Origin of the sequence: Cypionkella sp., assembly GCF_030652235.1 — a bacterium.
GTDB lineage: Bacteria > Pseudomonadota > Alphaproteobacteria > Rhodobacterales > Rhodobacteraceae > Cypionkella.
Genome location: NZ_JAUSBA010000027.1, coordinates 1 through 23,292, shown reverse-complemented (window position 1 = coordinate 23,292; position 23,292 = coordinate 1). Strand labels below are relative to the sequence as shown.

Annotated in this window: 26 protein-coding genes; 18 read left to right on the top strand and 8 right to left on the bottom strand. The window is 59.9% G+C overall.

The features are described from left to right. A complete protein-coding gene (gene preA, locus Q7V03_RS08555) occupies positions 1 to 1,302 on the top strand; it encodes an NAD-dependent dihydropyrimidine dehydrogenase subunit PreA (protein ID WP_304925181.1) in 1,302 nt (433 codons plus the stop codon). 10 nt (positions 1,303 to 1,312) lie between these two features. Here the strand turns inward: preA and Q7V03_RS08550 are convergent, their stop codons facing one another. Next, a complete protein-coding gene (locus Q7V03_RS08550; RefSeq protein ID WP_304925180.1) occupies positions 1,313 to 1,927 on the bottom strand; it encodes a hypothetical protein in 615 nt (204 codons plus the stop codon). Positions 1,928 to 2,176: 249 nt separating this feature from the next. Here Q7V03_RS08550 and Q7V03_RS08545 point away from each other — a divergent pair, with 249 nt between their 5' ends. Then, positions 2,177 to 3,157, top strand: coding sequence for an LLM class flavin-dependent oxidoreductase (locus Q7V03_RS08545; RefSeq protein ID WP_304925179.1), 981 nt, complete (start codon positions 2,177 to 2,179; stop codon positions 3,155 to 3,157). Between the two features lie 76 nt (positions 3,158 to 3,233). Here the strand turns inward: Q7V03_RS08545 and Q7V03_RS08540 are convergent, their stop codons facing one another. Both Q7V03_RS08540 and Q7V03_RS08535 read right to left on the bottom strand, forming a co-directional pair. Further along, on the bottom strand, positions 3,234 to 5,063 hold the full coding sequence (locus Q7V03_RS08540) for a potassium transporter Kup (protein ID WP_304925178.1): 1,830 nt from the start codon (positions 5,061 to 5,063) through the stop codon (positions 3,234 to 3,236). A 173-nt stretch (positions 5,064 to 5,236) separates the two neighbouring features. After that, positions 5,237 to 5,878: a TetR family transcriptional regulator C-terminal domain-containing protein gene (locus Q7V03_RS08535; protein ID WP_304925177.1), complete on the bottom strand. Its 642-nt coding sequence runs from the start codon at positions 5,876 to 5,878 to the stop codon at positions 5,237 to 5,239. Between the two features lie 143 nt (positions 5,879 to 6,021). Here Q7V03_RS08535 and Q7V03_RS08530 point away from each other — a divergent pair, with 143 nt between their 5' ends. Continuing rightward, positions 6,022 to 6,306 (top strand): cupin domain-containing protein, encoded by a 285-nt coding sequence (locus tag Q7V03_RS08530; RefSeq protein ID WP_304925176.1) that lies wholly within the window; start codon positions 6,022 to 6,024, stop codon positions 6,304 to 6,306. A 7-nt stretch (positions 6,307 to 6,313) separates the two neighbouring features. On the opposite strand, the gene Q7V03_RS08525 is transcribed toward Q7V03_RS08530, so the two are convergent. The 4 genes from Q7V03_RS08525 to Q7V03_RS08510 form a co-directional block, all read right to left on the bottom strand. Continuing rightward, the gene (locus Q7V03_RS08525; RefSeq protein WP_304925175.1) at positions 6,314 to 6,769 is read right to left on the bottom strand and encodes a heme-degrading domain-containing protein; all 456 of its coding nucleotides are present in this window, start codon (positions 6,767 to 6,769) and stop codon (positions 6,314 to 6,316) included. A 12-nt stretch (positions 6,770 to 6,781) separates the two neighbouring features. Beyond that, positions 6,782 to 7,675, bottom strand: a complete 894-nt coding sequence (locus Q7V03_RS08520) for a hypothetical protein (protein WP_304925174.1) — start codon at positions 7,673 to 7,675, stop codon at positions 6,782 to 6,784. Between the two features lie 4 nt (positions 7,676 to 7,679). Then, a complete protein-coding gene (locus Q7V03_RS08515) occupies positions 7,680 to 8,576 on the bottom strand; it encodes an FkbM family methyltransferase (RefSeq protein ID WP_304925173.1) in 897 nt (298 codons plus the stop codon). 76 nt (positions 8,577 to 8,652) lie between these two features. After that, complete coding sequence (locus Q7V03_RS08510; RefSeq protein ID WP_304925172.1) at positions 8,653 to 9,282, bottom strand: TetR/AcrR family transcriptional regulator; 630 nt, start codon at positions 9,280 to 9,282, stop codon at positions 8,653 to 8,655. Between the two features lie 130 nt (positions 9,283 to 9,412). Between Q7V03_RS08510 and Q7V03_RS08505 the strand changes: the two genes are divergently transcribed. From Q7V03_RS08505 to Q7V03_RS08440, 15 genes are all read left to right on the top strand, one after another. Next, positions 9,413 to 10,663: a Zn-dependent hydrolase gene (locus Q7V03_RS08505; protein WP_304925220.1), complete on the top strand. Its 1,251-nt coding sequence runs from the start codon at positions 9,413 to 9,415 to the stop codon at positions 10,661 to 10,663. Further along, positions 10,660 to 10,965 (top strand): hypothetical protein, encoded by a 306-nt coding sequence (locus tag Q7V03_RS08500; RefSeq protein ID WP_304925171.1) that lies wholly within the window; start codon positions 10,660 to 10,662, stop codon positions 10,963 to 10,965. Before Q7V03_RS08505 ends, Q7V03_RS08500 begins: the two co-directional genes overlap by 4 nt. Next, positions 10,965 to 11,153 carry an MJ0042-type zinc finger domain-containing protein gene (locus tag Q7V03_RS23830; protein WP_370651091.1) on the top strand — a complete coding sequence of 63 codons (189 nt, stop codon included), beginning with the start codon at positions 10,965 to 10,967 and terminating at the stop codon, positions 11,151 to 11,153. The genes Q7V03_RS08500 and Q7V03_RS23830 overlap by 1 nt, the downstream gene beginning before the upstream one ends. 20 nt (positions 11,154 to 11,173) lie before the next feature. Further along, positions 11,174 to 12,625 (top strand): dihydropyrimidinase, encoded by a 1,452-nt coding sequence (gene hydA / locus Q7V03_RS08495; protein WP_304925170.1) that lies wholly within the window; start codon positions 11,174 to 11,176, stop codon positions 12,623 to 12,625. Beyond that, complete coding sequence (locus Q7V03_RS08490; RefSeq protein ID WP_304925169.1) at positions 12,625 to 13,416, top strand: ABC transporter ATP-binding protein; 792 nt, start codon at positions 12,625 to 12,627, stop codon at positions 13,414 to 13,416. Before hydA ends, Q7V03_RS08490 begins: the two co-directional genes overlap by 1 nt. Positions 13,417 to 13,476: 60 nt before the next feature. Further along, complete coding sequence (locus Q7V03_RS08485; protein WP_304925168.1) at positions 13,477 to 13,812, top strand: hypothetical protein; 336 nt, start codon at positions 13,477 to 13,479, stop codon at positions 13,810 to 13,812. Between the two features lie 67 nt (positions 13,813 to 13,879). Beyond that, positions 13,880 to 14,410 carry a hypothetical protein gene (locus Q7V03_RS08480; protein WP_304925167.1) on the top strand — a complete coding sequence of 177 codons (531 nt, stop codon included), beginning with the start codon at positions 13,880 to 13,882 and terminating at the stop codon, positions 14,408 to 14,410. Beyond that, a complete protein-coding gene (locus Q7V03_RS08475) occupies positions 14,403 to 15,263 on the top strand; it encodes an ABC transporter permease (RefSeq protein WP_304925166.1) in 861 nt (286 codons plus the stop codon). The genes Q7V03_RS08480 and Q7V03_RS08475 overlap by 8 nt, the downstream gene beginning before the upstream one ends. Beyond that, positions 15,263 to 16,108, top strand: coding sequence for an ABC transporter permease (locus tag Q7V03_RS08470; RefSeq protein ID WP_304925219.1), 846 nt, complete (start codon positions 15,263 to 15,265; stop codon positions 16,106 to 16,108). The genes Q7V03_RS08475 and Q7V03_RS08470 overlap by 1 nt, the downstream gene beginning before the upstream one ends. A gap of 36 nt (positions 16,109 to 16,144) precedes the next feature. Further along, complete coding sequence (locus tag Q7V03_RS08465) at positions 16,145 to 17,140, top strand: ABC transporter substrate-binding protein (RefSeq protein ID WP_304925165.1); 996 nt, start codon at positions 16,145 to 16,147, stop codon at positions 17,138 to 17,140. 154 nt (positions 17,141 to 17,294) lie between these two features. Then, positions 17,295 to 18,530 (top strand): XRE family transcriptional regulator, encoded by a 1,236-nt coding sequence (locus Q7V03_RS08460; protein WP_304925164.1) that lies wholly within the window; start codon positions 17,295 to 17,297, stop codon positions 18,528 to 18,530. A 122-nt stretch (positions 18,531 to 18,652) separates the two neighbouring features. Further along, positions 18,653 to 19,018, top strand: coding sequence for a response regulator transcription factor (locus Q7V03_RS08455; RefSeq protein WP_304925163.1), 366 nt, complete (start codon positions 18,653 to 18,655; stop codon positions 19,016 to 19,018). After that, a complete protein-coding gene (locus Q7V03_RS08450; protein ID WP_304925162.1) occupies positions 19,018 to 19,272 on the top strand; it encodes a hypothetical protein in 255 nt (84 codons plus the stop codon). Before Q7V03_RS08455 ends, Q7V03_RS08450 begins: the two co-directional genes overlap by 1 nt. Next, on the top strand, positions 19,272 to 21,959 hold the full coding sequence (locus tag Q7V03_RS08445) for an ATP-binding protein (RefSeq protein ID WP_304925161.1): 2,688 nt from the start codon (positions 19,272 to 19,274) through the stop codon (positions 21,957 to 21,959). Before Q7V03_RS08450 ends, Q7V03_RS08445 begins: the two co-directional genes overlap by 1 nt. 66 nt (positions 21,960 to 22,025) lie before the next feature. After that, the gene (locus Q7V03_RS08440) at positions 22,026 to 22,985 is read left to right on the top strand and encodes a FliM/FliN family flagellar motor switch protein (RefSeq protein WP_304925160.1); all 960 of its coding nucleotides are present in this window, start codon (positions 22,026 to 22,028) and stop codon (positions 22,983 to 22,985) included. 3 nt (positions 22,986 to 22,988) lie between these two features. Here the strand turns inward: Q7V03_RS08440 and Q7V03_RS08435 are convergent. Then, positions 22,989 to 23,292 (bottom strand): hypothetical protein (locus Q7V03_RS08435; protein WP_304925159.1); only part of this gene is annotated, 304 nt, incomplete at its 5' end.

Sequence of the window (23,292 nt, the reverse complement as noted above, 5' to 3'; positions counted from 1 at the left end):
ATGGCAAATCTGACAACCGACTTTATTGGCATCAAATCCCCCAACCCGTTCTGGCTGGCCTCGGCGCCGCCGACAGACAAAGAGGTCAACGTGCGCCGCGCCTTTGAGGCGGGCTGGGGCGGCGTGGTTTGGAAAACCTTAGGCTCGGAAGGGCCTCCGGTGGTGAACGTCAATGGCCCGCGCTATGGCGCGATCTGGGGCGCAGATCGGCGCTTGCTGGGGCTGAACAATATCGAGTTGATCACCGACCGCCCGTTGGAAATCAACCTGCGTGAAATCAAATCGGTGAAGCGCGATTACAAAGACCGCGCCATGATCATCAGCCTCATGGTGCCATGTGATGAGGATTCGTGGAAGGATATCCTTGGCCATGTCGAAGATACCGAAGCCGACGGCGTCGAGCTGAACTTCGGCTGTCCGCATGGTATGGCCGAGCGGGGTATGGGCGGGGCTGTCGGTCAAGTGCCTGAATACATTGAGATGATCACCCGCTGGTGCAAGATGCACACCCGCATGCCGGTGATCGTCAAGCTGACGCCAAACATCAGCGACATTCGCAAACCTGCCGAGGCGGCCAAGCGCGGTGGCGCGGATGCGGTGTCTTTGATCAACACGATCAATTCGATCACATCCGTCAACCTCGACAGCTTTGCGCCGGAACCGACGATTGACGGCAAAGGCACCCATGGCGGCTATTGCGGCCCGGCGGTGAAGCCGATTGCACTGAACATGGTGGCGGAAATTGCCCGAAGCCGCGAAACCCACGGCCTGCCGATTTCCGGCATCGGCGGTATCACCACGTGGCGCGATGCGGCGGAATTCATGGCTTTGGGGGCGGGCAATGTGCAGGTCTGCACGGCGGCGATGACCTATGGCTTTAAGATTGTGCAGGAAATGATCTCGGGCCTGTCGGAGTATATGGACGAGAAGGGTATGGCCAATACGTCTGAATTGGTCGGGCGCGCGGTGCCCAATGTCACCGATTGGCAATTCCTGAACCTGAATTACGTCACCAAAGCTCATATTTCGCAGGATGATTGCATCAAATGCGGCCGCTGCTATGCGGCCTGCGAGGATACCAGCCATCAGGCGATTTCGATGTCGGATGATCGCACCTTTACCGTCAAAGACGACGAATGTGTCGCCTGCAATCTGTGCGTCAACGTCTGCCCGGTGGAAAACTGCATCACCATGATCGAGCTGCCGAAGGGGGCGATGGACGAACGTACAGGGCGTCCGGTCAGCGATTATGCCAACTGGACAACGCATCCGAACAACCCGACCGCTACGGCGGCGGAATAACCTTGGGGCCTCAGGCGCGCTTATCAACGCTTGGGGCCGCCTGAGGATTGGGCGGATCGGGGTTGGCCTGATCTGGCTCCGGCAGATCTGTGGGGCGCGCAGGCTCTGCCCGCAACGCTGAAATTTCGCGCGCGTCGAGGTAGGCGCGTTCGGCGTGGTCGGACAGCACCTGATCGGGGTCCACCTGCGCCGCGGTTTCGAGATTAAGAGCGGCAGGCGTCACAAAAGCCAATGCCGCCTGATCGGTTGGTTTGGCTTTTGGCGCAGCGGCGGGCTCGGCTTGCGGCAGATCATCCAGCAACACCGCGCCGTCGCGCAGATAGGGGATGCCGTCAAGGCTGATGCCGTCGACCTCGGTCAAAGTTTCGATTTGGCCGCTGTCCGCCGCCTGTATCGTGGTTGGCAGTACCGGCAGCAGACCCTTGAAGATTTTCTCGCTGCGCGCGGGCGGCAAGATTGGGCGCGGTGCGGCTTCTGTCGGCGGTTCTGCCCGCTGCTTCTGCGCGGAAACATGGCTGTCTGGGCTGGGCGTCGTTAGGGCCGCCGCCGTACGGGCCACGGGTTTGACGATCAGCGATTGGAATTGCGGCGCAGACAGCGCCGCAAGCGACGAGATCTGTCCCATCCTTGCACCTGTTTTACAACAGCCCCCAAGCCTGAACTTAGCAGAAATGAACCGCCTTCGCTGATACAAACTGCCAAGCTTTCTAAACGCTTGCCACGCTTTCGCCATGATCTGACGTGGGATTTCACCCAGCGCCCCAATGCGCAGATAAATCCCTGCGTGCATCTTTCAATTCGGCAAACTAAACCCAACTGTATAGTAAGCCCGCGATGGCTTCGCGTCCGGTGCATCCACAACAAAAGAAATCCAATGCAATATTCGCTTCTTGATCTGTCTCCGGTGGCCGAGGGCCAAACCGTATCTGAGGCCCTCGCCAACACGCTGGACCTTGCGCGCCATGCAGAGGCTTGGGGCTATCACCGCTTTTGGCTGGCCGAGCATCACAACATGCCGGGGATAGCGTCGGCCGCGACCTCCATCGTGATCGGGCATGTGGCAGGCGGCACCAAGACCATTCGGGTGGGTTCGGGCGGCATCATGCTGCCCAATCACGCACCTTTGGTGATTGCCGAGCAGTTTGGCACCCTTGCCACCTTGTTCCCCAACCGGATTGATCTGGGCCTTGGCCGTGCGCCAGGCACCGATCAGGCCACCGCACGGGCGTTGCGGCGCAACATGCAAGCCTCGGATCAATTTCCCGAAGATGTGTTGGAATTGATCAACTACCTTGACGCGCCGCACCCCGATGCCCGCATCCGCGCGGTGCCCGGGGAGGGCACCGAAGTGCCGGTCTGGATCCTGGGATCAAGCCTGTACGGCGCGCAACTGGCGGCCTATCTGGGCCTGCCTTACGCTTTCGCCAGCCATTTCGCCCCGGCGATGCTGGACCAAGCGATTGAGACCTACCGCGCCACCTTCCGGCCCTCGCAATGGCACGACAAGCCCTATTTCATGCTGCTCGCTGGGATGGCGGCGGCAGAAACCGATGCCGAGGCGGAATATCTGCGCAGTTCGCAAGTGCTGGCGTTTTCGCGACTGCGCTCGGGTCAACCCGGCAAACTGCCGCTTCCGGTGCATGATTTGTCCGAAGTCACCCCACAGATGCGGGCTGAGGTGGAACAGGTTTTGTCCTGTGCGGCCGTCGGGTCGCCCGCTACGCTGCGCCGTCAATTGGCCAAGCTGATTGAAACCTATGCGCCGGATGAAATCATGCTGACAGGCATGATCCATGATCACCAAGCCCGTCTGCGCTCGTTCGAGATCGCGGCAGAGGTGATGCGCGAGCTTTAAGCCGCTAACCCTCCCTTGCAGGCCTTTGCGCTATGGTTGACTCCAGCGCAGAGCGCCCGGAGCAAGCGATAAGCAATCAGATTGCCAGTTGTTGCCCCAGTTCCACCACCCGGTTCGAGGGCAGGCAGTAGAATGCCGTCGCATCCGAGGCCGATTTGGTCATCGAGATGAACACGCGTTCCTGCCAGAACGGCAGGCCATGGTTGCGGGCAGAGCGGAAAGTGCGGCGGTTCAGGAAGAACGAGGTGGTCATGATGTCAAACTTCTCACCGCGCCTGCGCGCCAAAGCCAAGGCGCGCGGCACATTCGGCGTCTCCATATAGCCAAACATCAGCCGCACCCGCACGAAGTTAACCGACAAGCGCTCAATCGTGATGCGGTTTTCGTCATTGACCTTTGGCGTGGTCGCCACTCCTACGGTGACGATGAAATTCTGACTGTGCAAAACCCGGTTGTGCTTGAGATTATGCAGCAAAGCTGAGGGCGCGGTATCTGGGTCTTGCGTCAGGAAAACGGCGGTGCCCGGCACTTCGATGGGGTGGGATTTTTCCAGCATCTTGATCAGCTTGGACAATTCCACCGCAGAATCATGCGCCTTGCGTTGCACATGTGCGGTGCCACGCACCCATGTCCAGATCAGGAAGCACGAGGTGGCCGCCATCAGCACCGGCACATAGCCGCCATCCGGCAGCTTGATCAGGTTGGCCGACAGAAACATCAACTCGATGATAAAGATCGGCAGCAGCACGGCGATCACACCCCAAAGCGGCCATTTCCACGCTTTCAAGAACAGGATCGACGCAAGGATCGTGGTGATCACCATATCGCCGGTCACCGCAATGCCGTAAGCCGAGGCTAGGTTCGACGACGATCCAAACGCCACAACGAGGCACAAGACGCCCACCATCAAAATCAGGTTCACTTTCGGCAGATAGATCTGGCCCAGCGTGGTTTCCGAGGTGTGGCGGATCTCAAGCCTTGGCAGCAGGCCCATTTGCACGGCTTGGTGCATCATCGAAAACGCACCCGAGATCACGGCTTGGCTGGCGATGATGGTGGCGGCCACCGACAACAGCACCAACGGCAGCAGCAGAAAATCCGGTGCCATCAGAAAGAACGGATTGTGGAATGTCTCAGGATGCGCCAAAACCAGCGCCCCTTGGCCAAGATAAGACAGCGTCAGCGCCGGGAACACCAAAAGCGCCCAAGCCAGCCGGATCGGACGGCGTCCAAAATGCCCCATATCGGCATAAAGCGCCTCGCCCCCGGTCACCGCCAGAAACACCGACCCCAGCACGAAGAATGACGCTTTACCATTGGTGACAAGAAATCCCAAAGCATGAGCGGGGTTAAAGGCTGTCATGATGCTTAGGTCATCACTTAGATGATAAATCCCCAAAGCCGCCATCACCAGAAACCAAGCCACCATGATCGGGCCGAACAAGATCGCCACCCGCTCGGTGCCTTGGCTTTGGAACAAAAACAGCCCCAGAATGATCACCAGCGTCAACGGCAACACGAAGGGGCCCATCGAAGGCGCGACAAGGTCCAAGCCTTCAACCGCAGACAAAACCGACATTGCCGGTGTGATCATCGCATCGCCGAAAAACAGCGAAATCCCGATCACCCCAATCGCCAGCAACCAGCCGGGGCGCTTGTTCAGCGCGCGCTGCACCAAGGCCACCAGCGACAGTGTGCCACCTTCGCCCTTGTTGTCGGCCCGCATGATCAGGGCCACATATTTCACCGTCACGATCAGAATCAGCGTCCAGATCAGCAGAGAAATCACCCCGATCACATCATCACGAGACAGCCCGTCATAGCTGGCGGCGTGCAGCGATTCCCGCATAGCGTAAAGCGGCGAGGTGCCGATATCGCCATAGACGACACCAATGCAGCCAAGCACCAATTTCCCCATGTTTTGTGGGGTTTGATGCTCGGGGTGCGGGGGAACGGGAGTCGGGATGGCAGCCCGATCGGGGGTTTCGTTTGGTGGGTTCATAACCTTCGACCGGAAACTCTTGCAGGGATGCTCCCTATACTGACTAGGTTCAAAGGTCCAGCACTACACGCATGATGTTAGAGTGCCGCTGCGTCGCGAGACGGGGTGACTCCAGATGGGACGAGCAGTTTTGTGAACAGGGTTTGCAGAAACTCCCCGGCCTCAGTGAAAGGATCATGATCCGGCCCTAACACCGCGCGCACTTGCACGTCGAAATCGGCATAATGCTGGGTCATCGCCCAGATCGAGAAAATCAGATGCACCGGGGGCAGCTTTGCAATGCGGCCCTGATCCATCCACGCCTGCAAAACCGCGGCTTTCTCATCGACCAAGGTTTTCAGATCACCCTCGATCACATCGCGCATTCGGGGCGCACCTTGCAGCATCTCATTGGCGAACAACCTGCTTTCGCGGGGGAAATCGCGCGACAGTTCCAGCTTGCGATGCACATAGGCCATAATCTCGGCCACCGGATCGCCCTCGGGGTCCATCGCGCGTAAAGGGTCCAACCAGGTGCGCAGCAGCTGGTTTAAAAGGGCGGTGTGAACGGCTTCTTTCGAGGGGAAATAATACAAAAGGTTCGGCTTCGACAGCCCGGCCACATCGGCAATCTGATCCAGCGTCGCGCCGCGAAAGCCCTGTTGCGAAAACACATCCAATGCCGCATCCAGAATTGTGGTCGAGTTGCGCGCTTGTATGCGGGTTCGGGGTTTGGTCATAGCATCGGCCACCGTTTGCACCTTGGGGGGCTAGGGTGGCGTATTCTTCAGCAGATTGTAAACCCCATTCGGCGCAGGCTTGACGCGCGCGCGATAACCCCTAGCCTAGCAACGCCGACCCTGACCGATAAAGGAGACCCTGCATGCGCGCGCCTTGCACTGCCACCCAACTGGTTGATGACAATCGCGTGCGCGTCACCCGTTTTGACTTTGCACCGGGGGCCGAGACCGGATGGCACCGACACAGCATGGATTATGTGATCACCGCCGTCACCGATTGCCATATGCTGCTGGAAGACCCCGACGGTAGTACGCGGCAGGTCTTGGTCCCCGCAGGAACCGCCTATCGCCGCGCCGAAGGCGTCGAGCATAACGTGATCAACAATGGCGATCAGGTGATGAGCTTTGTTGAGGTTGAACTAAAGTAGTTTGTAGTCACCCTACCAGCATCGCCTGAATCGCCGCCACGACCAGCGCGTGATCGTCGGCTTGCGGCAGACCCGAAACCGTCGCGCAGGCTACCACTCCCACGCCGGTCACGCGGATTGGCACTGCGCCGCCGTGGTCGGCATAATCGGCCTCGGCCAGCCCATTGCGGGCCAGCGTGTGACCGTTCTCACGGTTGCGCGCGCCGACCAGAAATGACGGCAGTTGAAACAGCAGCGCGGTATTGCTTTTGCGCCGTGCCCACAGATCATTCAGCGGGGCCGATCCCGGCAGGGCGGCATGAAACAACATCCGCTCTGTGCTGCGAATATTGATCACCACCGGGGCCGCGCCCGCCAGTTCCGCCAACTTTTGCCCCAAAGTCCAAGCCTCGGCTTCGGCAAAGCGGGGAAAGTGCAGTTCGGCGTATTCGGCTGCAAGGCTTGCTGCGGTGGCGGTTGTCATGTCAGGCTCCGGTCAGAATTGATCTTGGATGCGGTCGGGCAACCGATAGGTTTTACGGTTGTGCAAGCGGTCGTGCCGCCAGATGCCAGCCTCTGCATCATATGCCCAACTGTCAATGATGCGCTTGCGCTGCCAGCCAAAGCTGAAATCTGTGTCAAGCGGCGGGCCTGCATCGACAAAGCTTTGCAGAAAATCCGTCATATCCTGCGCACCCTTCAGCCAGCCCGCGCCAGCCACTTCGGCCCCCTTGGCGGCTCCCGGCTGCATCAACGCCTGACGGCTGGCTTGCCGCGCCCGCAGCATGTCATGGTCAACAAAGCGCAGATGAAACAGGAACAGGGCAGGGTCTAGGTTCAGCACCGGGTAATCCGAATAATGCCCGCCAATGCTCCAGTTGATCGGCTTTGTGGTGATGCAAGGCTTGCAATAACTGGCGTTGATCCGACCGAACCGCCGCTGCGTCAGCACCGGGCGGCAGGGGTCCAGCGCCTCCGGCTCCAGATCAAACCGATGCAGCATTTCAATCGCGAACGGCGAGATCACCCCAACCTCGCGCGCCCGCCCGATATGGCCCAGCAAATCGCCGCCCTGCGCCGGATCGGCCAGCAGAATCTCATCAACATCGTTGAACACCACAACGCCAAAGCGCTGCAGCAGCGTATTGGTGAACAGGGAAATCATCCGCCACCGCGCCACATCCCAACCCGGCCCCGGCACAACGCCCGGAAGGCGGATCACCTGACAGCCCTCGGCCTCGGGCGGGATCACCCGATGCAGGCCATCGACCAGAATGAACAGCTGCGCTTTCGGCACGAAGCGCGCGTAATAGTTGATCCAGATCGGCAGGAAAATCGGCTCATCCCCAACCATGGTGGCAAAGGCGATATCGTTGGGCGCAGGTTGCATGGGTTTACCGTTTCACATCCGTCCGCAAAGCCTCTGGCATCCGGTCGACATATTGCCCCGGCAGTTCTACAGCGATGGCCTTACGCGCCACCAGCGCATCCAGACAATACAGCACCAGCGAATGGCTGTGAAATACCCCAGCCGCCAAGATCGCCTGATGCTTCAACTGCTCATCGCTATAGGCATCTAACTCGGCGATATTGCGCAGATAGACGCCATCACCATCAATCAACTGATCTGTCAGCTTCTTCGCCTTCAACCGCCGCGCCTGCGAGTTGGTCAGCATATAGCCTTTGTTGAACATGAACTTGTGCAGATAAAACCCCTGACGGCGCAGTTCTGTATCCACTCCGCCCAGCATCGGCTCACCATGATACAGCCGCATATAGCGCAACTCGACCATCACCGAGATACAGCCCTTCAGCACACGCTCGGCACCCTGAAACACCAAATTTTCCGCGCCCTGAATGTCGATCTTCAGCAGATCAAACTCGGGCAGGTCGGTGGTCTGATCCAGCGCCACCGTGTCCATAGCCACGGTTTCACGCACTCGCGCCATGCCCATCTCATTCACCATCGCCATCGTCGGCACATAGGGATCGAAGATTGAGGTCATGCCAGAGGATTTGTAGATCCGCAGGCTCAGCGTCTCGCCCGTGCCGACCGCGAAGGGATAATAGGTTTCATCCGGCCCCTTGTTTTTCTGCAACTCGGCAAAGGCTGCCGCCTGCGGCTCAAACCCCACCACCTTGCAGCCGCCCACCCGCAACAAGTCAGCATAATCCGGCGCATAGATAGGGTTTGCGCCAACATCAACGATGGTGGTCTTGCGGGCCGGGGCAAGTGCTGCCAGCAGCCAAGTCAGAGTGTCCGCCGGTGTTTTGCTATCTTCAACGTCCATCACGCCACACCGTTTCCAAAAGGGATACAATCACCCCGATATCTTCGAGATTCGGTAAGACGGCAAGAAAAACCCATCAAACCGCCCCGATCCCACGCAGGATCATCACCTTGACGCTGTCTTTCGCCTCGCGCCATTGGCTCTCCGTCAATGGCCCCCCATTCAGCGTCTCAATCTGATGCCCGAAATCGGCATAATGCTGGGTGGCGGCCCAGAGCATATACAGCAAATGATCCGGGTTTACCGCAGCCATCTGCCCGGCATCAATCCAGCCCTGGATCAGTGCCGCCCGCCCCGCTGTCCAGTCGCGCAGCGTCGTCTCCAGATAGTCCTGAATAACCGGCGCGCCATGCATCACCTCGGATGCCCAAACCTTTGATCCGTCAGGATGCCTGCGCGAAATCTCCATCTTGGCGTCGATATAAGCGCCAATGCCTTCGACCGGGCCGGGCGCATTGTCCATGCTTTCCGCCGCGTGCAGCCAAATGTCGAAGATATTCGACACCACCTTGCGGTAAAGCTCCTCTTTGCTGGTGAAGTAATAATGCAGGTTCGCCTTTGGCAATCCCGCCACATCGGCGATCAACTGCATGGTCGCGCCGCCAAAGCCCGCCTCGGCAAAGACTTTCTCGGCTGCCTGTAAAATCAGCGCCTCATTCTGTTGGCGGATCTCATTGCGCCGCAGAGGGCGGAGGGCTTCGGACATTGCAGATTGGCCTTCAGATTTTAGTTGACCGCTTGGTCAGGTTGTATCAGCCTTCTAGCTGACCATACGGTCAGGAAAAGATTCGCAGCAAGCGAGATCTGGGGCAACGTCCCCGCATGGAGTTTTGATGATGACGACGCTCGGTGCAAATCTGCGGATCAATGCAGCACGTCTGTGGGAGAGCCTCGACGCGATGGCGCAGATCGGCCCCGGCGTGGCGGGCGGCAACAACCGCCAGACCCTGACTGATGCCGACAGCGCAGGCCGCCATTTGTTCGCGGATTGGTGCAAGGCTGCTGGCATGACCATGGGGGTGGATACCATGGGCAACATGTTCGCCACGCGGGCAGGCACGGACCCTGATGCTTTGCCGGTCTATATGGGTTCGCATCTCGACACCCAACCGACCGGAGGCCGCTATGACGGCGTGCTCGGCGTGCTGGGGGCCTTGGAAGTCATTCGCACGATCAACGACACGAACATCCAGACCAAGCACCCGATCGTGGTGACGAACTGGACCAACGAGGAAGGCGCGCGTTTCGCCCCGGCCATGCTGGCGAGCGGCGTATTCGCGGGCCTGCACAGCCAAGACTACGCCTACAACCGCACCGATATGGACGGGTTGAAGTTTGGCGACGAATTGGCCCGCATCGGTTGGGTCGGCTCCGAGGTCGTAGGCGCCCGCAAAATGCACGCCATGTTGGAGTTGCATATTGAGCAGGGGCCAATTCTGGAAGCCGAGGGCAAAGAAATCGGCGTCGTCACCCACGGTCAAGGCCTGTGGTGGCTGGAAATCACTCTGACCGGGCGCGATGCCCATACAGGTAGCACCCCAATGGCAATGCGGGTGAACGCAGGCCTCGGCATGGCCCGGATCACCGAGCGCGTGCATCAGATCGCCATGGGCCACCAGCCGGGGGCGGTGGGGGCTGTGGGGCAGGTCAAAGTCTTCCCCAACTCCCGCAACGTGATCCCCGGCAAGGTGATCTTCACCGTCGACATCCGCTCGCCCGATCAAACCAAACTCGACCTGATGCGCGGCGAGGTCGAACGCGCCGCCCATGCGGTGGCCGCCGAGTTGGGCCTTGGCTGTTCGATTGAGGCGGTCGGCCATTTCGACCCCGTAACCTTCGATGCAAACCTCGTGAACATCGTCCGCCAAAGCGCTGAAAAGCTGGGCTATTCCCATATGGACATCGTCTCTGGCGCAGGCCACGACGCCTGCTGGATCAACCGCGTCGCCCCCACCGTGATGGTGATGTGTCCCTGCGAGGGCGGCCTGTCGCACAACGAGGCCGAGAAGATTTCCCCCGAATGGGCGGCTGCCGGGACCGATGTTCTGCTGCACGCCGTGCTGGAAGTGGCGGGGGTGGTGGGGTGAGTCGTGATTCGGGAGAAAGCAACGGGTTGGACTTACAGTCCATCATTAATATCTTATTCGTGCTGGCGATGATGCTGTCACTACCCGTGCAAGCGCTCTGTGAAGCTCTCTTTTGGTTGAAAAATGGATTCTGGTTAAATTGGTCAGCCTTAGACGCATTTCCGCAGATATTCTCGCTCATTGATCAAATAAAATGGGTTGGCCTCCGCCATCTGCTGCACTTAATCGGGGAATATTGGGTCACACTGCCGGTGGCGGTAATCGGCGGGTTGTTTACATTTAGAATGGAGGGGTTCGGCTGATGGTCAGAACTTGGAACGAAGGGCGTGGCAACGATTTTGCGTGTCCCCATTGCCATGCTTTGTACTCGGTAATGACTGAGAGACTGCCTGCAAGAGACAGAGATACTGCGGATTGTGAAGTTTGTGGAATGAAAATGAGCGAGTGGAATGGTACCGAAATTCGAGTGTTTCGCTTGAAGGCAAATTGACCGGATAGGAGCAAAAAAAAATGACCACAGTCATCAAAAACGGCACCATCGTTACCGCTGATCTGACCTACAAGGCCGACGTGCTGATCGACCAAGGCAAGATCATCGAGATCGGCCCGAACCTGAAGGGCGACCGCTCCCTTGATGCCTCGGGCTGCTATGTGATGCCCGGCGGGATTGATCCGCATACGCATCTGGAGATGCCGTTTATGGGCACCTACTCGGCGGATGATTTCGAATCCGGCACCCGGGCGGCGCTCGCGGGCGGCACCACGATGGTCGTCGATTTCGTGCTGCCGGGGCAGGGGCAGGGGCTGATGGATGCAGCCCAAATGTGGCACAACAAATCCACCCGCGCGAATTGCGACTATTCCTACCATATGGCGATCACCTGGTGGGGCCAAAAGGTGTGGGAGGATATGGAGCTTTCCGTGAAAGCGGGCATGACCAGTTTCAAGCATTTCATGGCCTACAAAGGCGCGTTGATGGTCAACGACGATGAAATGTATCAATCCTTCAAAAGGGTCGGCGATCTGGGTGGCCTCGCCATGGTCCATGCCGAGAACGGCGATGTGGTGGCGGAACTGACCGCCAAACTGCTGGCCGAGGGCAATACTGGCCCCGAAGCCCACGCCTATTCCCGCCCGCCGCAGGTGGAAGGTGAGGCCACCAACCGCGCCATCATGATCGCCGATATGGCCGGGGTGCCCCTATATGTCGTGCATACCTCCTGCGAAGACAGCCACGAAGCCATCCGCCGTGCCCGGATGCAGGGCAAACGGGTGTGGGGCGAGCCGCTGATCCAGCACCTGACGCTGGACGAAAGCGAATACCAAAACCCCGACTGGGACCACGCCGCCCGCCGGGTGATGTCGCCCCCCTTCCGCAACAAATCCCACCAAGACAGCCTGTGGGCTGGCCTGCAATCTGGGTCTTTGTCGGTGGTGGCCACCGACCATTGCGCCTTCACCACAGACCAGAAGCGCTACGGCGTCGGCAATTTCTCCAAAATCCCGAATGGCACGGGGGGGCTAGAGGATCGGATGCCAATGCTGTGGACTTACGGCGTGGCCACCGGCCGCCTGACGCCGAATGAATTTGTCGCCGTCACCTCCACGAATATCGCGAAAATCCTCAACTGCTATCCGCAAAAAGGCGCGGTTCTGGTCGGCGCCGACGCCGATCTGGTGGTGTGGGACCCCGAGAAGTCGAAAACCATCCACGCCTCCAGCCAACAATCCTCGATTGATTACAACGTCTTCGAGGGCAAATCTGTCAAAGGCCTGCCGCGCTACACCCTGTCGCGCGGCGTGGTCTCGGTCGATGATGGCGAGATCAAAACCCGCGAAGGCCATGGCCAATTCATCGCCCGCGACCCCCGCCCCGCAGTGAACCGCGCGCTGAGTGCATGGAAAGACCTGACCGCGCCGCGCGCCGTAGCGCGGTCAGGTGTGCCGGTGACGGGGGTGTGATGAAGGATACCGTTACCTCTCCCGTCATTGAGGCCAAAAACCTGCAACTGGTGTTCACCACCAATGACGGCCCGGTGCAGGCGCTCAAGGATGTGAACCTTACAATCAACAAAGGGGAGTTTGTCTCTTTCATCGGGCCTTCTGGCTGCGGCAAGACCACGTTTCTGCGCGCCATTGCGGCTTTGGAGCATCCGACGGGCGGTACTCTGACCGTAAACGGCCTGACGCCGGACGAGGCCCGCCGCAAGCGCGCTTATGGCTATGTGTTTCAAGCGGCGGGGCTTTATCCTTGGCGGACGATTGCGGGGAACATCCGGCTTCCGCTGGAAATCATGGGGTTCTCGAAAGCCGAGCAGAACCAGCGGGTTGAGCAGGTGCTGGAGTTGGTCGAACTTTCCGGCTTCGGCAAGAAATTCCCGTGGCAGCTCTCCGGCGGGATGCAGCAGCGCGCCAGCATCGCGCGTGCGCTGGCGTTCGATGCCGATATTCTGCTGATGGACGAACCCTTCGGCGCGCTGGATGAGATTGTGCGGGATCGGTTGAATGAGGAGGTCTTGAAGCTTTGGGCGCGCACCGGCAAAACTATTGGTTTTGTGACCCATTCCATCCCCGAGGCGGTGTATCTGTCGACCAAGATTGTGGTGATGTCCCCCCGTCCGGGCCGGATTACCGATGTGATCGACAGCCCTTTGCCGAAAGAACGCCCCTTGGATATTCGCGATTCCGCGGCATTCATCGAGATTTCGCATCGGGTGCGTGAGGGCTTAAGGGCGGGGCATTCTGATGAATAGGCACTGTAGGCAAGCCGTGCTTTATCCGTGCTTTTTCGGTACATATACGCGGGGCGCGCGATGAACCTTGTCACCCTCGCTTGGTTGGTCACCTCTACCGCCGTGTTTGTCGCAGCCAATGGCGTGCTGAAAACGTATGCGCAACAGGGCGGCATCTGGGTGCTGGTGGGCGCGCTGGCGCTGTTCTGTCTGGGCAACACGCTGATGGTGCAGGTGATGCGCGGCAACGGCCTTGGCGTGGCGATTTCCTTGTCGGTGGTGTTCCAACTGGTGGCGATCACCGCGATGGCGGTGGTGGTGTTCGGCGAAAAACCCAGCCCGCTGCAACTGGCCGGGATGGCTTTGGGCGTGGTGGCGGTGCTGATGATCGCTTGGCCCAGCGGGGGGCAGGCATGAAGCGGACGTTGCGAATGCTGGCAGTTATCGGCGCTCCAAACCATCCCTTTATGAAGGGGGCGATGGCGTGACATCGGTTTTGCAAGGATGCTTGCTAATCATCTTGTTCGTTGCTGTCGTTCTGCTTGCTTTCGGGCTCGATTATGTCTGGAAACTCATGCTGCTGTTGGGAGTTCCATTCATTTTCTTGTTTGTTTTGAGCAGCATAAGAGCTTGGACATTTGGACCAGTTCCGGCGAAAGTGGCCTGCCTATATCCGCGCGATGAGGTTGAGGATTGTCGGAGGCGCTATAAGGATTTGATGCTGGGCCTCTCAATGTTTTGGCTTCATGCGGTGATCATGGTGTTGTTCTGCAACTGGGTCTTAGAGGGTGTGTTAGGTGAAGACTATGTATTCTTTGAGTTTCACCCCAGCCTTCAAAAACGTGGCAGTCAGTCTGAATATTCGCTGTTCCAAGCCGTAATGGCTATTGAGGGGGCGATTGCTCTCTCTGGTCTTCTGTGGCTGCCGATGTATGCGTTTTTCGAGCGGCTGGAGATGCAGAAAAGTATTAGGTCATTGGGGGGCATCTTAAAGTCGGGTGAGACAAATGCGTAAGTTTCTTCCCATCCTGACCGTTCTCTTGATCATCGTCGCCGTCTGGTATGCGGCAGCGGTGTGGATGAACGCGCCTTGGGCCTATGATCAGGCGGCGCGGGCGGAGGCTGCGGCACCTACTTGGGCAGAACTGCCGGGGCTGACGTTGAACCAAGATCGCCCGGTGTTGCCAAGCCCGCATCAGGTGATCGCCGAGTTGGCGCGCTCGACCTTTGGGTTGCCGCCAAGCTCAAAAAAATCGCTAGTTTATCATGCTTGGGTGACGATTTCGGGCACGCTTTTGGGCTTTGCGATGGGCACGACATTGGGTGTGCTTTTGGCGGTGGGGATTGTCTATTCGCGCAGCATGGAGATGAGCGTCCTGCCTTGGGCGATTGCCAGCCAGATGGTGCCGATCATCGCCCTCGCGCCGATGCTGGCGGTGGTGATGCATGCGGTGGGGGCGACGCCTTTGATGACCAAAGCGGTGATCTCGGCTTATCTCAGTTTCTTCCCGGTGGTGGTAGGGATGGTGAAAGGCTTGCGCAGCCCGGAGGTGATGCAGTTGGATTTATTGCAGACCTACGCGGCCCCCGGTGGAGCGGTGTTCTGGAAGCTGCGGTTGCCGTCCTCGATGCCGTATTTCTTTGCAAGCGTGAAGGTGGGGATTGCCGCGAGTTTGGTCGGTGCGATTGTCGCCGAGTTGAACCAGCAGGCGGGCTTGGGCGCGCGGTTGTTGCAGGGGTCTTATTACGGGCAAACCACGCAGATTTGGGCAGCGTTGTTCCTGTCAGCGATCCTCGCGGCGGTCTTGGTGATGCTGGCGGGGCGGATTGAGGCGTGGGTTCTGCTGCGGATGGGGATGGCGCGATGATGGTGCTGGACCCGCGGCTGTGGTGTTTGCTGGCGTTCTGGGCTGGGGCTTGGCTGCTCAATTCTGAATTGTCGAAAGGCCGTGCGGCTTGGGTGCGCTATGCGGTGCCCTTGATGTTTGGGGTCACCGTGCTGGTGCTTTGGCAGGCGGGGGTGACGGCTTACGGCGTGAACAAGATCATCCTGCCGCCGCCAAGCGATGTGGCCGCACGCATGGCACGCAGTGTGCCGACGCTTTGGGCCGATCTGGTGCAGACCTTCTTCAAGGGCGCGTTGAGCGGCTATGCGATTGGCTGTGCAGCGGCGGTTTCTACCGCGATTGCGATTGACCGCTCACCTTTCCTGCAAGCCGGGTTGCTGCCGGTGGGCAATTTCGTCGCAGCTTTGCCGATAGTGGGCATCGCGCCGATTCTGGTGATGTGGTTCGGCTTTGACTGGCAATCGAAGGCCGCCGTGGTGGTGGTGATGGTGTTCTTCCCGGTGCTGGTGAACACCATCGCGGGGCTTGCGGCATCCGAGGTGATGCAGCGCGATCTGATGGCGACCTATTCGGCGAGTTACTGGCAGACGCTGTTCAAGCTGCGGCTGCCTGCGGCGATGCCGTTCATCTTCAACGGGCTGAAAATTGCGACAACTTTGGCGCTGATCGGCGCGATTGTTGCCGAATTTTTCGGCAGTCCTATCGTGGGCATGGGATTCCGCATCGTGGCAGAGGTTGGGCGCTCGAATCCCGACATGGTTTGGGCTGAGATTGCGGTGGCGGCATTGGCGGGATCGGCGTTCTATGGGCTGGTTGCGCTGATCGAGAAGCGGGTGACGTTCTGGCACCCGTCACAAAGAAACTAACGAGCCCAAAACCGGGCTTCAACTTGGAGGTTGAGAATGAAAAAGTTACTCACAGCGGCGCTGTTCACCGCACTGGCGACGGGCGGTCTGACTTCGGCCGCGCAGGCAGCCGATGACGTAACGCTGCAACTGAAATGGGTCACTCAAGCGCAGTTCGCAGGCTACTATGTTGCCGCGGCGAAAGGCTATTACACAGAGGAAGGCCTGAACGTCACCATCCTGCCCGGCGGCCCGGATGTGGCCCCAACGCAAGTGATCGCAGGCGGTGGCGCGGATGTGGTGATTGACTGGATGCCTTCGGCACTGGCCGCGCGTGAAAAGGGGCTCGCATTGGTCAACATCGCGCAGCCGTTCAAATCTTCGGGCATGATGCTGACCTGTCTCAAAGAATCCGGCGTCGCCACTCCGGCGGATTTCGCGGATAAAACCTTGGGCGTCTGGTTTGGCGGCAATGAATATCCGTTCCTGAACTGGATGAACAAGCTGGGGCTGAAGACCGATGGCTCGGCGGGCGGTGTCACCGTGCTGAAGCAGGGCTTCAACGTCGATCCGCTGCTGCAAAAGCAGGCGGCGTGTATCTCGACCATGACCTATAATGAATATTGGCAGGTGATTGATGCGGGCGTGAAGCCGGAAGATCTGGTGACCTTCAAATATGAAGACGAAGGCGTCGCCACTTTGGAAGACGGGCTCTACGTCATGGAAGACAAGCTGGCCGATCCGGTATTTGAAGACAAAATGGTCCGCTTCGTGCGCGCCTCGATGAAGGGCTGGAAATACGCCGAAGCCAACACCGACGAGGCCGCACAGATCGTTTTGGATAATGACGCGACCGGACCGCAGACCATCGAGCATCAAAAACGCATGATGTCTGAGATTGCCAAGTTGACCGCAGCGTCGAACGGCACCTTGGATGAGGCCGATTACAAGCGCACCGTGGCCGCCCTGATGTCGGGTGGTTCGGACCCGGTGATCACCAAAGAGCCTGTTGGCGCTTGGAGCCATGCTGTGACGGACAAAGCCCTGCAATAAGCGCAAGGCTTAGCGATGAAGCGGGCGCGGGGGAAACCTCGCGCCCACTTTGTTTGCGCAAGACGATTTATCAAAGACATTAATTGTGACCATTCTGCACATTGTAAAGTTTTCAATTTCTTGTAAATTTCATGGTACAAGTGGGAGTTATGCCATGCCAATCTCTGCCCTGACCGGAACCCGCCTGCGTGAACGCCGGGTGGCTTTGGGCCAAAGGCAGGCCGATCTAGCCGAAACCGTCGGCATTTCAGCATCCTATCTCAACCTGATCGAACACAACCGCCGCCGCATTGCCGAGCCCTTGTTGGCGCGGCTGGCAGAAGCTTTGGGTCAGCCGCCGCAAAGCTTTCACGAAGGCGTGGGCGGAACCGTTCTGGATGATTTGCGCGCGGCGGCGGCGCGGTTGCCCGGGGCGGAAATTGACCGCAGCGAGGATTTCGCGGCTAGGTTTCCCGGTTGGGCCGCGACGGTGATCGGTCTGCATCAGCGCGTGGCCGGGTTGGAGCGGGCGTTAGAGGCAATGAACGACCGGATGAGCCACGATCCGCATTTGTCGGCCAGTTTGCATGAGGTGCTTTCCGCCGTGGCCTCGGTCCGATCGACTGCCGTCATTCTCGCCGATACCGAGGATATCGAGCCGGAATGGCAGGCACGATTCTTGGGCAATCTGCAAGATGACAGCAAGCGGTTGGCCTTAGGGGCCGAAGCTTTGGTGCGCTATCTCGATACGGCGGGGCAAGAGCAAGAGCAGGGTCTGGCCTCGCCGCAAGAGGAATTAGAGGCATGGCTGGCCGCCAATGACTGGAAGGCGGGCGAAGTGCGTGGGCTGGCGTCAGGGGCGGCGCGGCAGATGGCGGCTGCGTGGCAGGCACAGGCCGCGCGCGATCTGGCGGCGTATCCGGCGGCGGGGTTTGCACAGGCTTTGGCCGAGCTGGGTCCTGACCCGGCGGAGCTGGCGACGCGCTTCGGCGGCGATGTGCTGGCAGCATTCCGACGGATTGCTTTGCAGCCGGGGATGCAGGCGGGATTGGTGGTCTGTGATGCCTCGGGGACTCTCACATTCCGCAAGCCGATCTCGGGTTTTGCCTTGCCGCGCTTCGGCGCGGCTTGCCCGCTTTGGCCATTGTTTGCAGCCCTTGCGCGACCGATGACGCCGATTGAGACGGTGATTGAGACCGCCGGGCCGCAGCCCCTGCGCTTTCGGGTGCGGGCATTTTGTCAGCCGCGCTTTCCGCAGGGCTTTCGCGGCCCAGAGTTGCGCGAGGCGGCGATGTTGATCTTGCCCGAGCTTGGGCGTGGCGGAGAGGCCTTGGCGATTGGCTCGACCTGTCGGATTTGCCAGCGGGCGGCCTGCCCTGCGCGGCGCGAGCCTTCGATTTTGTCGGCGTAAGGTTTGGTGGTGGCGTCGGAGCCTCCGGCGGGAGTATTTGGGCCAGTCTGAAATGCAAAGGGTGTGGCTTCCTTTTGACACGGGGAGGCTTTGCCCTGATAGTCGGCTTCCGGGGGGGATTTATGCGTCAGGTTTTGCTGATCGAGGACGAGGCCAACATCGCCGAGGCGTTGCGCTTTATTCTGTCGCGGGATGGCTGGGCGGTGTCCGTCGTGTCGGATGGCGCGCGGGCTTTGGCAGATGTGGTGCGCATACGGCCCGATCTGGTGATATTGGACTCGATGCTGCCAGGGATGAGCGGGCTGGAGATTCTTCTTGCTTTGCGCGCCGATCCGGCCAATGCGGCGCTGCCGATCCTGATGCTGACCGCCAAGGGCCAACTGCGCGACCGTGAGGCGGCAGAGCGGGCCGGGGTCACAGCGTTTATGAGCAAGCCGTTCGATAACTCGGAAATCCGCGCCAAGGTGCGGGAATTGCTCGGGGCCTGATGCGGGGTCCGCGCGCGCCCCTGTTTCTCGCCCGCGCCGTTTACCGCCAGCGCCGCCTGCGCGATGCGGCCCGGTTGTTGCCGCTGGTGGGGTTCTTCCTGCTTATGCTGCCGTTGATGTGGAGCGATGCCGCAGGGGCAGGCCACACGGCGGTCTATGTGTTTGGGGTTTGGGCGCTGCTGATCGGGCTTGCCGCCTATGTCGCGCCCGGCTTGGCGCAGCCTGAGGCCGACTCACCCGCCGAGGACGCCTGATGCCGTTCAATGTGCTGGTGCTGACCTGTCTGGCCTATGTGGCGTTTCTGTTCCTTGTCGCTTTCGTCGTTGAACGTCGCGCTTCGCGGGGCGAGATGCGGTTCTTGCGCTCGCCCTTGGTTTATACTTTGTCGCTGTCGATCTATTGCACGGCTTGGACGTTTTATGGCGCGGTAGGCTCGGCGGCGCGCACGGGGCTGGAGTTTCTGACGATCTACTTGGGCCCAACCTTGGTGTTCGTCGGCTGGTGGTGGGTGCTGCGCAAACTGCTGCGGATCGGGCGCAGGCAGAGGGTGACGTCGATTGCCGATCTGATTTCCAGCCGCTATGGCAAATCCAACCTGTTGGGCGTGCTGGTCACAGTGATCGCCGTGGTCGCAGCCACCCCCTATATCGCGCTGCAACTGCAATCGGTGACGCTGTCGTTCAGCGTTTTCGCCCAAAGCTCGCCCGAAACCTGGGCGATGCCCGACCGTGATGCCACCGCGATCTGGGTGGCGGCGGGGCTTGCGCTGTTCACAATCCTGTTTGGCACCCGCAATCTGGATGCCAAAGAGCAGCACCACGGCATCGTCATGGCCATCGCCGTCGAGGCCGTGGTCAAGTTGGTGGCATTGCTGGCGGTTGGGATCTTTGTGGTCTGGGGCTTGGGCGGCGGCCCCGTCGCGATGATCACCCGGATTGAAAACTATACCGACCCTAACTGGGCGATCCAGCCCGGGCGCTGGGGGGGGTTGATCTTTCTCTCTGCCGCCGCCGTGATCACCCTGCCAAGGATGTTTCAGGTGCTGGTGGTGGAGAATGTCGAAGAGGGCCACCTTGCCCGTGCCTCGTGGGCGTTTCCGACCTATCTGTTTCTGATCAGCCTGTTCATCCTGCCCATCGCCATGATCGGGCTGGAGCGGATGCCCGCAGGCGCGAACCCTGATATGATGGTGCTGACCCTGCCGCTGCATGAAGGTCAGGGCGGGCTGGCATTGCTGGCCTTCCTTGGCGGGTTTTCCTCGGCCACTTCGATGGTGATTGTCGAAACCATTGCGCTGGCCACCATGGTATCCAACCACATCCTGATGCCCGCGTGGTTGTGGCTGCGCCCGCAAGCCGCCGTCTCTGGCGATCTGCGCGGCGCGATCCTGCTGGCGCGGCGGTTTTCCATCATCGGCGTGCTGGCGCTGGGGCTGGAATATTTCCGCCTGTCCGGCGGCTCGGCAGCGCTGGCGGCCATCGGCCAGATTGCCTTTGCCGGCATGGCGCAGGTGCTGCCCGCGCTGCTGGGCGGAATTTTCTGGCGCGGCGGCACCAAGCTGGGCGCAAGTTTGGGCCTGAGCATCGGCTTTGCCACTTGGGGCTTCACCCTGTTTCTGCCGTCGTTTGGCGCGGGCGGGGTGATCTCGGCTGAAGTGCTTCAGCACGGGCTGTTCAATCTGCAATGGTTGCGTCCGCAAGCCTTGTTTGGCAGCGAGGGCATGGACCCGCTGATCCATTCGATCTTCTGGTCGCTGGCGCTTAACATCGCGGGTTATGCGGCGGGTTCGCTGCTGTCTTTCCCCGATCCGGTCGAGCGCATCCAAGGGGCTGCCTTCGTCAATGCCTTCGACGATGAATTGCAGGCCGAACGCTTGGGCTGGACGCATGGTCAGGCGGAACCCGAGGCGCTGATGAACATGGCGCAGCGCATCTTGGGCGACGAAGCCGCGATTTCGTTTTTTGAGGCCGAGGCGCGCGCGCAAGGCAAAGCGGGTTTCCTGCCCGATCTGACCCCGCGCTTTCTGGCGGAGCTGGAGCGTAATCTTGCAGGCTCGGTCGGGGCTGCGACCGCCCATGCCATGATCAGCCAGCTGTTTGGCCGCGCCACGGTGACGGTGGAAGATCTGATGGCGGTGGCCACCGAGGCCGCGCAGATCATGGAGTATTCGGCGCGGCTGGAAGAACAACAGGGCGAACTTTCCCGCACCGCCCGACAGTTGCGCGAGGTCAACGAAAAGCTGACCCAGCTTTCGGTGCAAAAAGATGCCTTCCTCAGCCAGATCAGCCATGAGTTGCGCACCCCGATGACCTCGATCCGCGCATTCTCCGAAATTCTGGCCGAGGGCGATCTGCCCAGCCCGCGCGTCGCCGAATATGGCCAGATCATCCATGCCGAGGCCAAACGGTTAACCCGGCTGCTGGATGATCTGCTGGACCTTTCCGTGTTGGAAAATGGCACGGTGCAGCTTGATCTGGGGCTCGCGCATCTGGGCCAAATGATCGACCGCGCCTTGGCTGCGGCCTCCCAAACCCGGCCCGAGCGCAACTTTGACATCCAGCGCGACTATGCGTCAGAGGAGATACATCTGCGCACCGATGCCGATCGTTTGGTGCAGGTCTTCATCAATCTGATCTCAAACGCGCGGAAATATTGCGATTCCACCGCGCCGATATTGCGTATCGCGGTGCGGCAAAAAGGTGGTCGGGTGGTGGTGGATTTCATCGACAATGGCGCAGGCATTGCGAAAGATGCGCAGGGTCTGATCTTTGAGAAATTCGCCCGGCTGACCGATGATGCGCGGGTCGGCGGTGCCGGGCTGGGTCTGGCGATTTGTCGCGAGATCATGGCGAATTTGGGCGGCACCGTCAGCTATTTGCCGGGGCAACGCGGGGCTGCGTTTCGGGTCTCTGTGCCGCTGCGGATGGAAAAATCTGGCTGATGGTAACCCTTTGTTAGGGCCGGGGCCGCTAATCTGACCACAGGGCGGTCCGATCAGGGGAACCAAGTGGCAGAAGCACAGCAAGACGGCGTTATTCGGCGCAAAATCGCGTCAGCCAAGGCGCAGATGGCCGAAGGCGGGCCGGGGGCAGATCGCGGTTGGCGCTTGGCTTTGGCCCGGGCCGCACGCGATCAGCTTAGCCTGTCGGTTGAGGTGACGGCGCTTGCGATGCAGCGACATTCCCTGGCCGAACTGCTGGAACTGCCACCACAGCAGGCATTGATCGCGGTGCTGCAAGGTCCGGCAGAAGGTATGGGGCTATTGATTCTGACACCGCCGGTGCTCGCCGCGATGATCGAGGCGCAGACTTTGGGCAAAGTCTCCAGCAGTCCTTTGGCCAGCCGCAAACCCACCCGCACCGATGCCGCCATGGTGGCGCCCACGCTGGATGCAGCGCTTGAGGGGCTGGAGCAGACCTTGGAGCAAGAGGCGGATTTGCACTGGGCGGGCGGCTTTCGCTACGCCAGTTTTCTCGATGATCCGCGCCCTTTGGGCTTGCTGCTGGAAGATATCGACTACCGGGTGTTGACCGCAGAGCTGTCCTTGGGGCAGGGCGCACGGCAGGGCATGATCCTGTTGGCGCTGCCTGCCGAGGGCAAGGGCGTGATGCCCGCCGCGCAGGTGTCGGGGCCAGAGGCTGCGGCGCAAATTGGGCAGGCTTTCGCGCAGGCCTTGGCGGAACAGGTCGACGCTGCCCGCTGTGTGCTGGATGCCGTGGTCAGCCGGGTGTCGCTGCCGTTGGCGCGGGTGATGGCGTTGAAAGTGGGTGAGGTGATCACCTTGCCGCGCGCCGCGATTGACCGGATTTGTTTTGAAGGGCTCGATGGCCGCGTGCTGGCCGAGGGCCGCTTGGGGCAGAATCGCGGCATGCGTGCCATCCGGCTGAACAGTGGCGAAGTGCAGGCGCGCAAGGCCGTGGGGATTGAACTGGCCTTGCGCGCAGAACCACTGCGCCAGACCGGCTGAACACTAAGCAGCCCACACCTGACCAATTTCCGAAACGGAAATCGTGTGCGGAATTTTTAGAAATTTTCGGCTTGCGGCAAGTGTTAAGTCTTTATGAACGAATGGGGGGTAAGCCCTTGATTTACTAGGTGGCAACCGTGTGTCCACGCGTGGACACATCCCAAAACTCATACCAACGGCCATTGTTTCTGACTCTGAGGGGATTCCCAAAGCGTTCAGATTCTGATTCTCTTGTTCCGACGGCAGGGAGGATCGAATGGCAATCGAGGTCACGCGGAAGGAATTGACGGCGGCGGAGCTGCGGGCG

Excerpts from the sequence above, each read along its gene's own strand:
- preA (WP_304925181.1), top strand. The coding sequence starts at position 1 with ATGGCAAATCTGACAACCGACTTTATTGGCATCAAATCCCCCAACCCG.
- Q7V03_RS08550 (WP_304925180.1), bottom strand. The coding sequence starts at position 1,927 with ATGGGACAGATCTCGTCGCTTGCGGCGCTGTCTGCGCCGCAATTCCAA.
- Q7V03_RS08545 (WP_304925179.1), top strand. The coding sequence starts at position 2,177 with ATGCAATATTCGCTTCTTGATCTGTCTCCGGTGGCCGAGGGCCAAACC.
- Q7V03_RS08535 (WP_304925177.1), bottom strand. The coding sequence starts at position 5,878 with ATGACCAAACCCCGAACCCGCATACAAGCGCGCAACTCGACCACAATT.
- Q7V03_RS08530 (WP_304925176.1), top strand. The coding sequence starts at position 6,022 with ATGCGCGCGCCTTGCACTGCCACCCAACTGGTTGATGACAATCGCGTG.
- Q7V03_RS08525 (WP_304925175.1), bottom strand. The coding sequence starts at position 6,769 with ATGACAACCGCCACCGCAGCAAGCCTTGCAGCCGAATACGCCGAACTG.
- Q7V03_RS08520 (WP_304925174.1), bottom strand. The coding sequence starts at position 7,675 with ATGCAACCTGCGCCCAACGATATCGCCTTTGCCACCATGGTTGGGGAT.
- Q7V03_RS08515 (WP_304925173.1), bottom strand. The coding sequence starts at position 8,576 with ATGGACGTTGAAGATAGCAAAACACCGGCGGACACTCTGACTTGGCTG.
- Q7V03_RS08510 (WP_304925172.1), bottom strand. The coding sequence starts at position 9,282 with ATGTCCGAAGCCCTCCGCCCTCTGCGGCGCAATGAGATCCGCCAACAG.
- Q7V03_RS08505 (WP_304925220.1), top strand. The coding sequence starts at position 9,413 with ATGACGACGCTCGGTGCAAATCTGCGGATCAATGCAGCACGTCTGTGG.
- Q7V03_RS23830 (WP_370651091.1), top strand. The coding sequence starts at position 10,965 with ATGGTCAGAACTTGGAACGAAGGGCGTGGCAACGATTTTGCGTGTCCC.
- hydA (WP_304925170.1), top strand. The coding sequence starts at position 11,174 with ATGACCACAGTCATCAAAAACGGCACCATCGTTACCGCTGATCTGACC.
- Q7V03_RS08490 (WP_304925169.1), top strand. The coding sequence starts at position 12,625 with ATGAAGGATACCGTTACCTCTCCCGTCATTGAGGCCAAAAACCTGCAA.
- Q7V03_RS08485 (WP_304925168.1), top strand. The coding sequence starts at position 13,477 with ATGAACCTTGTCACCCTCGCTTGGTTGGTCACCTCTACCGCCGTGTTT.
- Q7V03_RS08475 (WP_304925166.1), top strand. The coding sequence starts at position 14,403 with ATGCGTAAGTTTCTTCCCATCCTGACCGTTCTCTTGATCATCGTCGCC.
- Q7V03_RS08470 (WP_304925219.1), top strand. The coding sequence starts at position 15,263 with ATGGTGCTGGACCCGCGGCTGTGGTGTTTGCTGGCGTTCTGGGCTGGG.
- Q7V03_RS08465 (WP_304925165.1), top strand. The coding sequence starts at position 16,145 with ATGAAAAAGTTACTCACAGCGGCGCTGTTCACCGCACTGGCGACGGGC.
- Q7V03_RS08460 (WP_304925164.1), top strand. The coding sequence starts at position 17,295 with ATGCCAATCTCTGCCCTGACCGGAACCCGCCTGCGTGAACGCCGGGTG.
- Q7V03_RS08455 (WP_304925163.1), top strand. The coding sequence starts at position 18,653 with ATGCGTCAGGTTTTGCTGATCGAGGACGAGGCCAACATCGCCGAGGCG.
- Q7V03_RS08450 (WP_304925162.1), top strand. The coding sequence starts at position 19,018 with ATGCGGGGTCCGCGCGCGCCCCTGTTTCTCGCCCGCGCCGTTTACCGC.
- Q7V03_RS08445 (WP_304925161.1), top strand. The coding sequence starts at position 19,272 with ATGCCGTTCAATGTGCTGGTGCTGACCTGTCTGGCCTATGTGGCGTTT.